Origin of the sequence: Sodalis praecaptivus, assembly GCF_000517425.1 — a bacterium.
Taxonomy (GTDB): Bacteria; Pseudomonadota; Gammaproteobacteria; order Enterobacterales; family Enterobacteriaceae; genus Sodalis_A; species Sodalis_A praecaptivus.
In genome coordinates, this window is sequence record NZ_CP006569.1 from 792,859 (window position 1) to 807,208 (window position 14,350).

Below are 14,350 nucleotides of genomic sequence, written 5' to 3' on the forward strand. Positions count from 1 at the left end.
GAAAATAATCACGCCTGACGATGTGTGGCGACCCGGCGATAGGGTTGTTTGACCTGTTTAGGCTTCTCATCGGTGAGAAGCGTTTCCAGGGGTAGGGTGATGGGCTTAAACGGCTTGACGAAGGTCCGTCTTTGCTCCGGGGGGGAACGCCGCCCTAAGCGCCTGGGTGAAGCATCTGATTTTGACCGTTTGTTTTCTTGCCGCCGGCACGAGCACATGCATCGGGCGTGATGGGCCGTCATAATCAGGCAGCACTCTGACCAAATTGCCCTTATTGATTTCATCTTTCAGCACGTCCTCCGGGCCAAGCGTGACCCCGTACCCGGCGACCGCCGCCTGCATCAGGGCTTTCCAATCGTTCGATCGAAAACGGCCTTCGGGTCTCACTTCCTCTTGCCGGCCGTCTTGGGAAAAAATCCAGCGACAGGGTAGGGATGCCGACCAGAATCCGTAGACCAGACAGTCATGATGATGGAGGTCGGCCGGTATTTGGGGCGATCCTCGCCGAGCGAGATAAGCGGGGGAGGCGCAGGCGATGATCTTATACGACGAAAGCGGCCAGGCCACCATGGCGCTGTCCGTCAGCTCGCCTATCCGAATAATGACTTCAACGTTTTCCTCGGCGGGATTGACGATGCGATCGCTTAACGTCAATTCCACCTCAACCTCGGGATAATCGCCAAGATAACGCGTGATGAAAGGCGAAAGCGCATGGGTGCCGAACGTCACGGGCGCATTCACCCGGATAATGCCGGCGGGGGTGGCTTTCATGTCCAGTACAATGGCATCCGCTTCTTCCACCTCGGTGAGGACAATTTGGCATCGATCGTAATACATGCGTCCAATATCCGTCAGGTGTTGACGACGGGTGGTGCGGTGGATCAAGGGCGTACCGAGGTGGGACTCAAGCGCCGCGACATGCTTGGCGACCATTTGCGGTGACAGCCCCAGCGCGTCGGCCACGGCGGCAAAGGAGCCTAGCTGTGCGGCTTTAACAAATATTCTCATGCTGACCAGTCTATCCACCATTCGCTCCTATGAGTTGTTTTTAAAACAACAATACTACGATTTATCTTCATTTAGGAGCGAATCATAGTAAGTTCTCTTTGGTGAGATTTCTAAGAGGTGACAAATGAATATTGGCATCATCGGCGCCGGCTTTGTCGGCCGGGCCATCGCCAAACTGGCCATCGGCCAGGGGCATCGCGTTATGCTGAGTAATTCGCGCGGGCCGCAGACCCTTTTCAGCCTGCGCGCCATGATTGGCTGCGAGACAGGCACGGCGGAGGACGCCGCCCGCTTTGGCGATATCGTCGTGATCGCTGTCCCGCTGTCCGCGTTGGGTTCGCTGCCGGTGGCTTATCTTAAAGGAAAATGGATTTTTGACGCGGTGAACTATTATCCCGAACGGGATGGAAAAGTGGCGGCGCTGGAGGGCCGGCAGACAACGACCAGCGAGCTTTTGGCCAGCTATTTACCTGAGGCGAAAATCATTAAGGCGTTCAATGCTATTCCCATGACGGATCTCGAAAGCGACGGCCTGCCGGCAGGTGCGCTGGATCGGCGCGCATTACCCCTGGCAGGGGATGAAGAAGAAGGTAAAAGGCTGGCCGCATCGCTTTACGACGCCTTCGGCTTTGACACCGTTGATGCCGGCCCGCTGTCCGAAGGGTGGCGTTTTGAGCGGGGAATGCCGGCGTATTGTGTGCCGTTGACCAAAGAGGCGTTACAGGTGGCATTAATGGCGGCCAAAAGGGATGAGTGATGTAAATAAATGAGATGGTTAATCAAGAGGCGCAGTTAAGCTATGCCGCCTGAGGTTGTTTCAGCAGAAGGACACTACGGTTTTAGTAAGATGCTGGTTCATGCGCTGTCCAAAGATGCTGGGAAATTTCATCTGAAGGTAGGGTGTGAACTTCCATCAATTTACTTGGAAATGTGATGGAGACTTTCCACGAGTTGAAAGCGAATTCACCCTAAAATCGTTTAATTATCTTCAAGTATTTAGTGGCGGAAGTTTGCTTGCTAACTGTGGTTTTTACTCCCACATGATGGTAAGAAAGCCCTAACCGAAAATAATTAACGGCAGAGCTTTAACCAAAAAAATGCCAATTTAATCAATCGGATCGCGGTCTGATACGTGTGCGCGTCTTTGTATATCGTTTAGGGCAGGAAGCAGTAAGCTAATGGCAGTTAACCCATGTCATAACGGGCATAAGCTCTCAGGCGTAGATTCGCATATATCGTTAACTGCTGGCAACAAGTGCCTCGCCAATAAAATGTAGACAGTGACAAAGTCCGGCACCCGTTTCGCCGGAGTATTCTGCGACCAACAAAAATACGTCATCATCCATGCTTGAGAGATCTAAATGAGCAAGCGCAGCATTCATGGCGGAATAAAGACACTCGCAATTCGGCAGTGATTGGTAATGCATTCCCGTGTTACTACCTATGTCAGCTAAAGCATTAATCTTCTAAATGTTGTGGTCATAAGCCCGGTTAGTGTTCCTAGCACTGCTGAGCTTTGCTTTTTTACAGTTGCAAAATGGCATGTCATTGCGATGTAATTACATTCACACCCTATGAGGATTTTGTAATTACGATATCAATCAAAAAGTTGAAAACAGACCGGTATCAAACACGACTTTCCCACGAGTTGCGAGCGCAGTTAGAAGAACAAGCCACAAAGACGGTGACAAAACACTGGCCACATGGATAAAGCGTGTGCTACGCAAAGAACTTCAGACACGATAAATTGTGCCTAGAGGTTGGACGGTGATTGATGTCAGTTAGTTTTGTTGGTTGAAGGTGGTATGCACAGGGAGGGGCGAAGTTGTTAACAGCTAAAACCTATAACAGACTAGTCAATTGTGAAGTTTTCGCTCTTTATCGATAACCCCACATTTAAAAATCGGGTGCCACATCCCCTTGGCAATTGACGTCGAAATAATCTTTGAATGACTACATCGTCCTTCACAAAGGTTTCCTTGTATTCGCCCTTATACATATGCGGTACGCATGTCGAAGCGTTATTAACCGGTGATTATTGGCTCAATGACATCAATTTATACGTAATGACAAACTCAATACTGTATGCTTTACCAAGATTTCATGGCCGTAAACTTTGGTTTCGTGTCATAAATAAGATATTAAGCGTTTAGTGGTTGTGCAATCATTGGATCGTTTAACGCATGAGCGGCATGCAAAACAAATGGTGATTCGCCGTAAATTCTTTAGTCTGTCTCCAGCAGGATCCTGCTGCTGTGATACAGGCAGTGAACAGCCTTGGCATGATGAACCACTGGTATCACCTTATAAGCCGCCTAGCAGAAGTGAACTTTCAAATCTTTCGAGCCAAACGTTGCCATAATTTCTAAGCTGCCGCGTAGGCAGTCAACGTTATACCGGCATTTGATGTCCATCATACAGATTTTAGCTGCCGCATAACGAGTGAACGCGAGCCATTGTCGCAGGCTGGACGAGGCTAAAGCGCCCTTATTTTCCGATGCCCATTTAGCCAGGGTGACCAGGGTAGCACTCATCTTTCTTTGCGACCTGCTGGACTCGGCAGCCGGTCTCCTGCAATTTGAGCGTCCAGCTTTCAGGCAGGTTCTGGTCGGTGATGACGTCCATTTCATCATTCAGACGCGCGACTTTATAGGTGGAGCGCTGGCCGAATTTGCTGGAATCCACCAGCAGGGTAACTTTGGTCGCGCGAGACAGCATTTTTTCGTTAAGACGCGCTTCCTCTTCGTCCTGAGTATAAACACAATTATCCTCGGCGATAGCGCCGGCTCCCATAAATAGCTGCTCGAAGCGCAGGCGGTCAAGGGCGGCCTCCGCCAGGCTACCGACCATGGAAGCGTTTTCCGGCCGCAGCCGGCCGCCTAGCAGGGTAATTTTCAGTTCACCGACATCCATGAGCAACTGGGCGAGCGTCACACAATTGGTGAAAATGGACAACGGCAGAGGATTCAAGCGGATCCGGCGCGCCAATTGCAATACGGTGGTGCCGGCATCCAGGAAAATGGCGCTACCGGGCTTTAGCCGCGCAAAGGCCGCTTCGGCAATATCGCGTTTAGCCGCCAAGTTATGCTGTTCGCGGATGGCGAATGCGACTTCGCCGCCGGCATCTTCGGCTATTTGCGCGCCGCCGTGGTTACGAGAGATGAACCCCTGCTGTTCCAGCACCAAAAGATCTCGGCGGATGGTGGCCGGGGATGCGCTAACCGCGTAAGCGATCTCCTGAATGGTGCTGTAGCCGCTTTTGTACAAATGCTGCCGTATGGCAGAAAAGCGATCGTTTTTCACTGTCATGCAAAGGCCTTTACCGGCATCGTGGCGAGCGCGATGTGACTAAAGGCAGTCCATTACCTGATTAATAATGCGTAATTGATCGCGGTTGCCAGATGATTTTACTCATTAATGGACGGCAAACATGCCAGAAAAAAACCAGACTGGCAATGGTATTTGGCTGAGCGCGGGCCGCCGCGGCTCAATTTATCTTTTCCGGCAACACCCGCAGGCCGGAACCGGTTTCAAACAGATGCTCGCAATGCGGTTTAGGCATTAGGAACACGCGCTCTCCCGGGCGCAGGTTACGGCGTTCGTGCAGCACCATGCAAAAGGGGGTGTCGCTAAGTTCATTGGCGCTTAGCATCACGATGGTTTCCGAACCGGTGGGCTCCACCACGGTCACCTGTGCTGCGATACCGGTATCGGCCGGCATGAGATGCTCGGGACGGATGCCAAATATCACCGGCCCCCCGTCGCGCTGGGGATAGCGACGAGAAAGCGGCACAACCGCACCGTCGCCAAAACGGATCTCACCGCCATCGTTTTGCAGTATACCGGACAGGAAATTCATTGCCGGCGAGCCGAGAAAGCCGGCAACAAACTGATTGGCGGGAAAGTCATACAGCGATAGCGGATCGCCCGCCTGCTCGATGACGCCATCGCGCATCACCACCACCAGGTCGCCCATGGTCATGGCTTCCACCTGATCATGGGTCACATAGACGGTGGTGGTGTGCAGACGCTGGTGCAGCTGCTTTATTTCCGAACGCATCTGCACGCGCAATTTGGCGTCCAGATTGGATAGGGGTTCATCAAACAAGAAAACCTGCGGCTGACGCACCACCGAGCGGCCCATGGCCACGCGTTGGCGCTGGCCGCCGGAAAGCTGGCGCGGGTAGCGCGACAACAGCGACGATAACCCCAGACTTTGGGCGACCTGCTCGACGCGCTGGTTGATTTCCGACGCCCGGACATTGCGCAGCTTAAGGGAGAAAGCCATATTATCCCGCACCGTCATGTGGGGGTAGAGCGCATAGTTTTGAAACACCATAGCAATATCGCGCTCTTTGGGCGGTAAATCGTTTACCACCCGTTCGTTGATGGCGATGTGGCCGCTGCTGATCTCTTCCAGCCCGGCAATCATGCGCAATAACGTCGATTTACCGCAGCCGGAAGGGCCGACCAACACCACAAACTGGCCGTCCTCGATGTCCAGATCGATCCCCCGCAGTACCTGCGCGGCGCCGTAGGTTTTTTGCAGTTCGCGAATTTTCACTGTCGACATGCCGGATCCGCCGCTTAGTTGAAGGTGGGTAACTGGGTGCCGTGGGCGGCGATCATCTCATCCACCAGCGCCACAATCTGATCCGGCGACAGCTCAGCCGCCGTGTGGGGGTCGACCATGGCGGATTGGTAAATATAATGCTTTTTGCCGGTCAGTGCCGCCAGTACGGTAAGTTCCTGCACGTTGATGCTCATGCGTATCACCGCGGCCAGCTCGGCCGGGATCTCGCCCACGGCGATGGGTTGAACACCGTTACGGTCTACGTGGCAGGGCACTTCGACGACGCAGTTGTCGGGCAGGTTTTTTATCAGGCCGTTATTGCGTACGTTGCCATAAATGACTCTGGACTGGCCGGTCACCATCGAGTGCAGAATGCCGGCTGCATATTCATCACTCCGACAGACTTCAATGGGCGTGTCGCCTTCTAATTGCTTACGCAGGCTGTGCCAGCCCGCCATCCGCGTTTCGCAACGGCGCGGGTATTCATCCAGCGGGATATTGAGTTCGCTGAGCAACTGCGGGTGACCGCTTTTGATGTACCACGGGACATATTCGGAGAAGTGTTCGCTGGATTCGGTAACGAAGTAACCGAAGCGTTGCAACATATCAAAGCGTACGCGATCGTCATCGGGCACCCGACCGCTGGCGGCCAGGGCCTGCAAGCGCGGGTAGAGGTCTTCCCGGGAGCCATTGGCCCGGCGTTTGGCATACTTCAGAAAGAAGGCCACGTGATTGATGCCGGCGGAGAGATAGTCAATATCTTCTATTTTCTCTTCCAGGCAATCCGCCAAATGCTGCGCGGTATGCTGCACGCTGTGGCACAGGCCGACCATATTGATTTGTGGCGCCAGCGTGCTGATGGCCCAGCAGTTCATCGCCATGGGGTTGACATAATTAAGCAACAGCGCGTCGGGACACAGTTCCGCTATGTCGTCGCAAATGGATTTGATTACCGGGATGGTCCGCAGCGCACGGAAAATACCGCCGATCCCCAGCGTGTCGCCGATGGTTTGGCGCAGGCCGAATCGGGTGGGTATTTCAAAGTCGATAACGGTGGAGGGGCGATACCCGCCCACCTGCATCATCAGAAACACAAAATGCGCGCCTTTAAGCGCGGCGCGCCGGTCCAGGGTGGCCTCCACTGTGACATCAGGCAGTGAAAGGGCTTCGCAAATACGGCGCGTCACGATCTCTGAGGTGCGCAACCGGTCGCTGTCGATATCCTGCAAGCTGATGGTGCAGTGACTGAACTCGGGGTTGCTCAGGATATCGCCGAGGATATTCTGCGCGAAGACGGTACTGCCGGCGCCGATAAGGGTAATCTTGCTCAAGATCTTTCTCCTCTCAAAGCGATGAATATTACTTGCCCGCGCCGGCCATCAGCCCGCGCATCAGGTAACGGTTGAGGAATATCACCACCGCGGCGGGGGGGATCATCGCTAATACCCCCGCGGCGTTGATAAGCCCATAATCGATATAGTTCTTGGTGGCGAATTCGGGGATAAGGACGGTCAGGGGTTTGGTATCGATGGTCGGCGCAAACACCAACGGCACCGAGAATTGCCCCCAGGCGCCGAGAAAAGTGAGGATCGCGGCGGCGATAAGCCCCGGCGCCGCGAGGGGCAGCACAATGCGGACCAGGGTATACAGACGGCCCGCGCCATCGATCCAGGCGGCCTCTTCGACGGAAACCGGCAGCGACTCATATACGCTGCGCATCAGCCACATGGCCAGCGGCAGAAATGCCGAGACGTAAATCAGAATGATACCGGTATAGGTGTCCACCAGACCCAGGCTCACCATCAGCCGGTACAGCGGGATAAGCACCGTATAGCCGGGCACCGCCATGGTGGATATGATGAGGATAAACACCAGGTTGCGCCCTGGGAAGCGCAGACGTACCGCCGCATAGGCGGAGAACGCCGCGGCGGCCACGGTAATTAAGGTCGCCCCCAGCGCCAGGACCGCGCTATTGACCATCGAGCGGGAAAAATCGCGCCAGATATCGTTATCGATCACGCCGAACAGGCCGCCGAGCAATTTTTTATAATGTTCCAGGGTCAGCACGGGCGGCACCAGACTTATCGGGCTGGTGGCGAGATCGGTCGGCCGCATCAGGCTGGTGGCCAGGGACCAGTAGAGAGGACCCAGCGTCCAGACCATCAATACACACAGGCCCAGCCAAAAGGCTAACCGGCGTGGAAAAGAGAGGTTCATTAGTCATACCTCGTGGCGCGATACACACGACGCACATACAGCGCCGAAACGATAATCGATACCAGCATTACGGTGATCGACATCGCCATCCCGTAGGAGAAATTAAGATTCTGAAACGCCGTCATATAGATCTGCGACTGTATCGGGCGGGTGGCCGCGCTGGAGCCGGTCAGGATCCACGCTTCGTCGAACAGGTTGAAAGCGGTGATCGTCGACTGCGTTAGCGCGATACCGAAGGCGCCACCAATCAGGGGCAGGGTGATCATGCGAAAAGTGCGCAGCGGGCTGGCGCCGTCGACTTTTGCCGCCTCGTACAGCTCATTGGGGATGGTTTGCAGCGCGGCCAGGATGATCACCGCATTGAGCGGCATCATGCGCCAAACGTGCACCAGCACGATAAGAAACAGCGCGGTGGCGCGATCGTTAAGCCAGACGTGACTCTGCTCGATAAGCCCCGTCTTCAGCAATAGCCCATTGAGCAAACCGTAATGCGGATTGTAAATCCACGACCAGATAATGGCGTTGACCACCGGCGGTAACGCCCAGGGCAGGATCACTGCGGCCAGCAGCCAGCGCCGACCGGTTTTGACCTTGTTCAACAGCAGCGCGGCACCCAGCCCGCCAAGGATTTCGATCACTACCGCCAAAATGACGTAAATCCAGGTGTTGATCCACGCCGAATGCACTTGGCCGTCTTTGAACATCTGAACGTAATTTTTGATGCCCACAAACGGGGTGCCCGGTAGCATGGGATTGACCCGATGAAAGCTTTCCCACAAGGTCACGACAAAGGGGACGAACACCAGCGCCAGCATCAGCACCACGACCGGCGACGATAGCGCCAGGCCCAGCGCCGCCTCACCTCCCAATAATCGGCGGAGTTGGCTTTTTCGGGACGGCTTTGCCGCGACGTTCGCTTCGATACTCATCGCCATTGCGCATCCTCCGCCCGAAAATTAATTGCCCGACATCGCGTTTTGCGCGGCTTCAGCGATGGTCTTGTTCGCCTCATCGACGCTTATCTGGCCTTTAGCCAGGGCATTGATGGCGGAAGCGGCGCCGTTACTGAAGGCGGGATACCAGGGCGGCGTGCCGCCGGCGAACAGCGGACCGATACCGCTTATTTGGGCGAGAATCGCTTCTCCGCTGAGCAGCTTGCCTTCTTTATTTAGCGCGGCCAGCGCCGGTGTGCTGGTCGGCAAAGTCCCCGCCTCGGTGTAAATCCGGCTTTGGTGCTGTGGGTCCATCATCCAGTTGATGAACGTCTGGGCCGCCGGTTGCTGTTTTGCCGCTTTGGGGATCGCCAGCGCCTCCGGCAGGCCATAGGTCCGGCTCTTGCCGGTTATATTCGGCACCACCGCCGCCAACGCGTCGCCGGCTACTTTCGATTGAGTTTTGTCGTTATAGGTGGCCAGCGGCCCCGGCCCGTCGGACAAGATAATGCTGCTATCGCCGGCCTTGAACATGGCGCGGACTTCTTCATTGCCGTAATTGGTGGCGGCGGGGTCGATAAGCCCTGCGTCCATGGCTTGCTTGATAAACGCCAACGCCTGATAGCCGCCGGAATGCTTATCGGTAAACGCCGGCTTCATATCTGCGGTGAACAGATCGCCATTGTGCATCATGGTTAACAAAAACCAGGCGGTGGACGTCGCTTCGCCGACGCTCAACGGCAGGCCGAAGGGGTATTTCACACCCGCCTTTTCTTTTAGCGCCTTGCCGTCGGCCAGCAATTGATCGAGAGTCGCGGGCGGCTCGGTAATTCCCGCTTTGGCAAATTGCGCTTTGTTGTACACCATCATTTTGAAATCGTTATTGTACGGCGCGCCCAGCAGTTTTCCCTGGTATTGGAAAATAGGCGTGATAGCAATATTTTTCAGCCGGGCGGCGTCAAGTTTACCGTCGAGAGGCGCCAGCCAGGCGGCGGCGCCGAACTGGCCCACCCACGACCAGTCCAGTTCGATAACATCCGCCGGCGCCGTGCCGGCAACCAGCGCGGTAACGATGCGGGTGCGCAACTGATCCCAGGCCAGGGTTTGCTGATCGACATGGATACCGGTTTCCTGTTCAAAACGTTTGATTTGATCCGGCGGATATCCCGGGCTTGGCAGCAAAACGGTGATGGTTTTACCGCTCAGCGCACCGCTGTCGGCAGCGCTGGCGGCGGACAGCCCGCCTGGGGTCGTTGCCATCAAGGCCAGCAATGCCGTTGCGAGGAGCGATTTCATGACTCTGGTTTTTATGCGCTTCATCGAACACTCCAAAAAATAATGGCCGTTATTCATCGCCCGCATATGCCTTGCTGGGCAATGCCGACGAAACATTTTTAATGAGTGACGTAATGCGTTTTCATCCTTGCGGCAATATTAATCATAGTCAATATTGTTTTTGATGTTTTGTGATTATTTGCAGAGAGAAATGAACAACAATGTTGATTTTTTCCAGCGGGCGCGCGCTTTTGCCCGCGGTGAAAAGAGCCATATGAAATAGTTATTGTTGTTGATTAAGCTGCCGGGCAAGCCGGTCGATCCAGCCGTCATCCACTTGCCAACCTGCCTGAAGCGCGGCGCGCAGCAGGGCGCCCCCCACCGGCGGCAGGCGCGGCGGCGCGGGCGGCCGACCAACGCTCTCACTGACGGCGTTACGCATTAGCGAGCTGTTAAATACCCCGCCGGCGTAGCTCCAGCGCGGAGGACCGGGCAAATCAAGCCGCCCCCAGGCCGCCAGCAGCTGCTCCGCGAGCTGAGCGGCAGCTTGGTGCAGTAGCGTTTGCGCCGCGACGTCCCCCGCTTCGGCCAGCGCCGCCACCGGGCGCGCCAGGCTGGCAACGCGCTCGCGTCGTTGCATGCCGAGACCAAAAAACCAGGTAATGAGTTGATCTGGAACGATGTCGAAATGCTGACAGAGGGTCTGGCAAAGGGCGGGGGCGTCAGTCCGCCCGTCCAGATGCCGGCAGACAGCGGTAATGGCCTGTAGGCCAATCCAATAAGCGCTACCTTCATCGCCAATGTCCTCACCCCATCCCCCTACGCGATAATGGCGATCCCGGGGGCGGTTACGGCTACTCCAGGCCATCGAGCCCGTGCCGGCGAGGATCAGCACGCCGGCTTCGCCTCCCAAGGCGCCGTCGAAGGCGATGCGTACGTCATTATCAACCTGCGCCGGTACGCTGATTAACCGCGCGATGACCTGTTCCTGCCGTCGGGAGTCCTCTTCCATTTCGCCGTGGCGCGGCAGACCGAACGAGGCTGCCGCCAGCCGGGGCAGCAGGGGGGCTGCCTGTCGGAGCAGATGGTCAAGGGCCGTGTCCCAATGGGGATCCGCGGCCGGGTCGAGGGTTTTTCCCTGCCAATACCCTGCCAGGTCGCCCTGCCTATTCGCCAGCGCCAATAAGGTTTTGGTACCGCCGCTGTCCACGCCCATGACCAAATTCATTGGAAACTCCCGCCTAACGCTGTGAGGTCGCAGGCATTGCTGAGCCCTGCGCGAAGATGACTCATTGAGGCCATAGTGTCATAAAAAATGCAATATTTGATTTATTTTGGAAAGCTTTATAGCGTCCATCTCAATGAAGCCAATGCGGCTTATCTCGATTTATGCCGGTCTATTGCCAATAAATGTGGGCTGTAGTTCAGGGATGTTGCAAAATAGATCAAAAAAGTGATTGATATAAGTTTTTATTGCGGGGTAGATTGCGTTTATATGATTTACGATGGCGCTTGTGTCGCGGCGTTGAGTTTTGCGAGAGAGAACCTAAACCATGCAAGCGTTGCTAAACCTGATCAAAAGGCATAAAGCCGGCGAGTCGGTCGGTGTGTTTTCCGTTTGCTCCGCGCATCCCTGGGTGCTCGACGCTGCCGTCCGTCATGCGGCGACAGCGCAAACGACGGTGTTGATCGAGGCCACCTCAAATCAGGTGAACCAATTCGGCGGTTACACCGGGCTGCGACCGGCGGATTTTCGCGATCGGGTTTGGCAGATGGCCGCCAACAACGGCTTACCGCGTGAGAACGTCTGGCTGGGCGGCGATCATCTGGGCCCCAACGCCTGGCAGGACCGACCCGTGGAGGAAGCCATGATCCTGGCGGAACAGATGATTGCCGAGTATGTGCAGGCCGGCTTTCGCAAAATCCATCTTGATTGCTCGATGTCCTGTGCTGACGACCCCAACCCGCTGGGGGATGACGAGGTCGCGCGCCGGGCGGCGAGGCTCTGTGCAATTGCCGAAGCGGCCTGGCGGACGGCAGGCGGGGAAGCGCCGGTGTATGTGATTGGTACTGAAGTCCCGGTGCCGGGCGGGGCGCAGGAGACGTTGCACGATGTGCCGCCTACGACGACGCAGGCGGCGGCCGCCACCCTGGCGGCGCATCGCGACGCTTGGCGCCAAGCCGGGCTGGATACCGTCTGGGCCAGGGTTATTGCGCTGGTGGTACAACCGGGGGTGGAATTCGATCATCAAAGCGTGGTGCATTATCTTGCGGCGTCGGCTGCGCCGTTAAGCCAGTACATTGAACATCAGCCCGGTTTGGTGTTTGAGGCGCACTCTACCGATTATCAAACTGCGGATGCGCTGCGGCAATTGGTGCGGGATCATTTCGCCATCCTCAAAGTTGGCCCCGCGCTGACCTTTGCCTTGCGCGAGGCGCTGTTCGCGCTGGCGCATATCGAGATGGCGTGGACCGACGAGCCAGCCCGCTCCGGGTTGATGGCGCGACTGGACGATGTCATGTGCCGACAGCCGGCAATGTGGCAACGTTATTATCATGGCGACGCGCGGCAACAGCAGCTGTTGCGTCAATACAGTTTGAGCGATCGGGTGCGTTATTACTGGCCGCAGCACGAGATTGAACAGGCGGTTGACCGACTGATAGCCAACCTGCGTCATCGCCCGGCCCCGTTGGGTTTACTGAGCCAGTATCTGCCGGAGCAGGCGCGTTTGTGTCTGGCCGGCGCGCTGTCGTCCGACCCGCAAGAGTGGGTCTATCACGCTATCGATAGGGTTCTGTGTGATTACGCTCAAGCCTGCCGGTCGGAGCACTAAGGAGTAAACCGATGGATAATTTTCTCGATTATGATGACAACTGGTTAACGCAGCACAAGGCCCGATTCACGGCGATGGAGATTTGGCAGCAGCCGGATTTGTGGGAGGCTTTGGGTGATGAACTGGCCCTGACGCAGCCGATTTGGCAGGCTTTCCTCACTCCGCTGCTTGCCCAACCCGGGCTACGCATCATTCTCAGCGGCGCGGGCAGCTCGGCTTTTGTCGGCCGGGCTTTAGCGCCATGGCTTCGTGAGCAGTCCGGTTATGATGTGCATGCCTGGGGCACCACGGATATCGTGGCCACGCCGCATAAGTACCTCGATACGACCCGTCCAACTTTGCTTATCTCGTTTGGCCGCTCCGGCGACAGCCCGGAAAGCGTCGCCGCCGTAGAGCTGGCATCTCAGATGGTCCCTGACTGCCATCATCTCATTATTGCCTGTAACCCCGACAGTCAGTTAGGGCGTTACGCGCAACGGAATACGCAACGGGCGTTAATGTTAACCATGCCCGAAGGCAGTCATGATCAAAGCTTTGCTATGACATCCAGTTTTAGCTGCATGCTGCTGGCCGGCGCTTTAGTGCTCGGCGGAATGCGGCGGCCGGCATGGCGCGAGGAACTGCACGGCATGACCGCGCGCTGCCGTACGCTACGTACCTCGTTGCAGCAACAGGTAAAAGCGTTGGCGCGCAGTGGCTTTCAGCGTTACATCACCCTGGGCAGCGGCGAATTCGCCGGTATCGCCGAAGAGGGGGCGTTGAAAATGCTGGAACTGACGGCGGGCCAGGTGGCGACGCGTTTTGATACCCCGCTGGGCCTGCGCCATGGTCCCAAATTCATGATAGACGACAAGACATTGGTGATCCTGATGTCCTCCCCCGAAGAATACGCGCGCCGGTATGAACAGGATTTATGGCGCGAACTACAGCGTGACGGACGCGCCCAGCGGGTCGTGGTATTGAGTCAACGCCAGGAGCCGCAGGCGCTGGCCCTGTACGATACCCCCCATCCTTTGTGGTTGATGTTTCCGTATCTGCTGTTTTTGCAGATGCTGGCTTTTGAAACCTCGCTGGCGCATGAGATGACGCCGGATAACCCCAGTCCGCAGGGGGAAGTTAATCGGGTAGTCAAAGGCGTCACCATTTATCCTTTTTCGGCTGACCATGTCGTCGGCGCAGAAGATTAATCCCGCCTGCGCTGTCGTATCCTGGGGCGTTAGGGCAGGCGCAGCGGTCGAGCTTCGCCGTGCCGGTGCGCAACGGTCCTAACCGCAAAGCGGTGCAAAGGGTGTTGCCAAAAACGGCATCGGCTTATGAAATGCCAAAAGGCGTGAAGCCGTATTTCGTCAGGAGGCCCTGAAGCGGGAGAAAACATTTGGGTTAAGCGTAGTGGCGACGGAATAAGCAGAAAGGTGTTACAGCGTTGAACGTTTTATTGCTGTGCAAGATGAGAAACGAATAAGTGGAAAGGGTGCTTGGACTCGGTAACATTCGATTTTCTATTAAGATGA

Annotated in this window: 11 protein-coding genes; 3 read left to right on the top strand and 8 right to left on the bottom strand. The window is 56.1% G+C overall.

The window, feature by feature from the left end; all coding sequences use genetic code 11:
- Positions 1-105: 105 nt before the first annotated feature.
- Positions 106-1,026 (bottom strand): LysR family transcriptional regulator, encoded by a 921-nt coding sequence (locus SANT_RS03615; RefSeq protein WP_025420944.1) that lies wholly within the window; start codon positions 1,024-1,026, stop codon positions 106-108.
- Positions 1,027-1,132: 106 nt separating this feature from the next.
- Here SANT_RS03615 and SANT_RS03620 point away from each other — a divergent pair, with 106 nt between their 5' ends.
- Positions 1,133-1,765, top strand: a complete 633-nt coding sequence (locus SANT_RS03620; protein WP_025420945.1) for an NADPH-dependent F420 reductase — start codon at positions 1,133-1,135, stop codon at positions 1,763-1,765.
- A 1,748-nt stretch (positions 1,766-3,513) separates the two neighbouring features.
- On the opposite strand, the gene SANT_RS03625 is transcribed toward SANT_RS03620, so the two are convergent.
- The 7 genes from SANT_RS03625 to SANT_RS03655 all read right to left on the bottom strand — a co-directional run bounded on the left by SANT_RS03625 (position 3,514) and on the right by SANT_RS03655 (position 11,233).
- Positions 3,514-4,317 (bottom strand): DeoR/GlpR family DNA-binding transcription regulator, encoded by an 804-nt coding sequence (locus SANT_RS03625; protein ID WP_038668170.1) that lies wholly within the window; start codon positions 4,315-4,317, stop codon positions 3,514-3,516.
- 178 nt (positions 4,318-4,495) lie between these two features.
- Positions 4,496-5,581 (bottom strand): ABC transporter ATP-binding protein, encoded by a 1,086-nt coding sequence (locus SANT_RS03630; RefSeq protein ID WP_025420947.1) that lies wholly within the window; start codon positions 5,579-5,581, stop codon positions 4,496-4,498.
- 14 nt (positions 5,582-5,595) lie between these two features.
- A complete protein-coding gene (locus tag SANT_RS03635; protein ID WP_025420948.1) occupies positions 5,596-6,912 on the bottom strand; it encodes an alpha-glucosidase/alpha-galactosidase in 1,317 nt (438 codons plus the stop codon).
- A gap of 28 nt (positions 6,913-6,940) precedes the next feature.
- Entirely contained in the window at positions 6,941-7,798 is an 858-nt protein-coding gene (locus SANT_RS03640; protein WP_025420949.1) for a carbohydrate ABC transporter permease, read from the bottom strand.
- Positions 7,798-8,733, bottom strand: coding sequence for a carbohydrate ABC transporter permease (locus tag SANT_RS03645; RefSeq protein ID WP_025420950.1), 936 nt, complete (start codon positions 8,731-8,733; stop codon positions 7,798-7,800). The genes SANT_RS03640 and SANT_RS03645 overlap by 1 nt, the downstream gene beginning before the upstream one ends.
- Before the next feature lie 21 nt (positions 8,734-8,754).
- Complete coding sequence (locus SANT_RS03650; protein ID WP_200867270.1) at positions 8,755-10,050, bottom strand: ABC transporter substrate-binding protein; 1,296 nt, start codon at positions 10,048-10,050, stop codon at positions 8,755-8,757.
- Positions 10,051-10,288: 238 nt separating this feature from the next.
- A complete protein-coding gene (locus tag SANT_RS03655; RefSeq protein ID WP_025420952.1) occupies positions 10,289-11,233 on the bottom strand; it encodes a BadF/BadG/BcrA/BcrD ATPase family protein in 945 nt (314 codons plus the stop codon).
- Positions 11,234-11,558: 325 nt separating this feature from the next.
- Between SANT_RS03655 and SANT_RS03660 the strand changes: the two genes are divergently transcribed.
- Together SANT_RS03660 and SANT_RS03665 are read left to right on the top strand one after the other, a co-directional pair.
- A complete protein-coding gene (locus SANT_RS03660) occupies positions 11,559-12,839 on the top strand; it encodes a D-tagatose-bisphosphate aldolase, class II, non-catalytic subunit (RefSeq protein WP_025420953.1) in 1,281 nt (426 codons plus the stop codon).
- A gap of 11 nt (positions 12,840-12,850) precedes the next feature.
- Positions 12,851-14,026, top strand: coding sequence for an SIS domain-containing protein (locus SANT_RS03665; protein WP_025420954.1), 1,176 nt, complete (start codon positions 12,851-12,853; stop codon positions 14,024-14,026).
- Positions 14,027-14,350 lie beyond the last annotated feature (324 nt).

Excerpts from the sequence above, each read along its gene's own strand:
- SANT_RS03620 (WP_025420945.1), top strand. The coding sequence starts at position 1,133 with ATGAATATTGGCATCATCGGCGCCGGCTTTGTCGGCCGGGCCATCGCC.
- SANT_RS03625 (WP_038668170.1), bottom strand. The coding sequence starts at position 4,317 with ATGACAGTGAAAAACGATCGCTTTTCTGCCATACGGCAGCATTTGTAC.
- SANT_RS03630 (WP_025420947.1), bottom strand. The coding sequence starts at position 5,581 with ATGTCGACAGTGAAAATTCGCGAACTGCAAAAAACCTACGGCGCCGCG.
- SANT_RS03640 (WP_025420949.1), bottom strand. The coding sequence starts at position 7,798 with ATGAACCTCTCTTTTCCACGCCGGTTAGCCTTTTGGCTGGGCCTGTGT.
- SANT_RS03645 (WP_025420950.1), bottom strand. The coding sequence starts at position 8,733 with ATGGCGATGAGTATCGAAGCGAACGTCGCGGCAAAGCCGTCCCGAAAA.
- SANT_RS03650 (WP_200867270.1), bottom strand. The coding sequence starts at position 10,050 with ATGAAGCGCATAAAAACCAGAGTCATGAAATCGCTCCTCGCAACGGCA.
- SANT_RS03655 (WP_025420952.1), bottom strand. The coding sequence starts at position 11,233 with ATGAATTTGGTCATGGGCGTGGACAGCGGCGGTACCAAAACCTTATTG.
- SANT_RS03660 (WP_025420953.1), top strand. The coding sequence starts at position 11,559 with ATGCAAGCGTTGCTAAACCTGATCAAAAGGCATAAAGCCGGCGAGTCG.
- SANT_RS03665 (WP_025420954.1), top strand. The coding sequence starts at position 12,851 with ATGGATAATTTTCTCGATTATGATGACAACTGGTTAACGCAGCACAAG.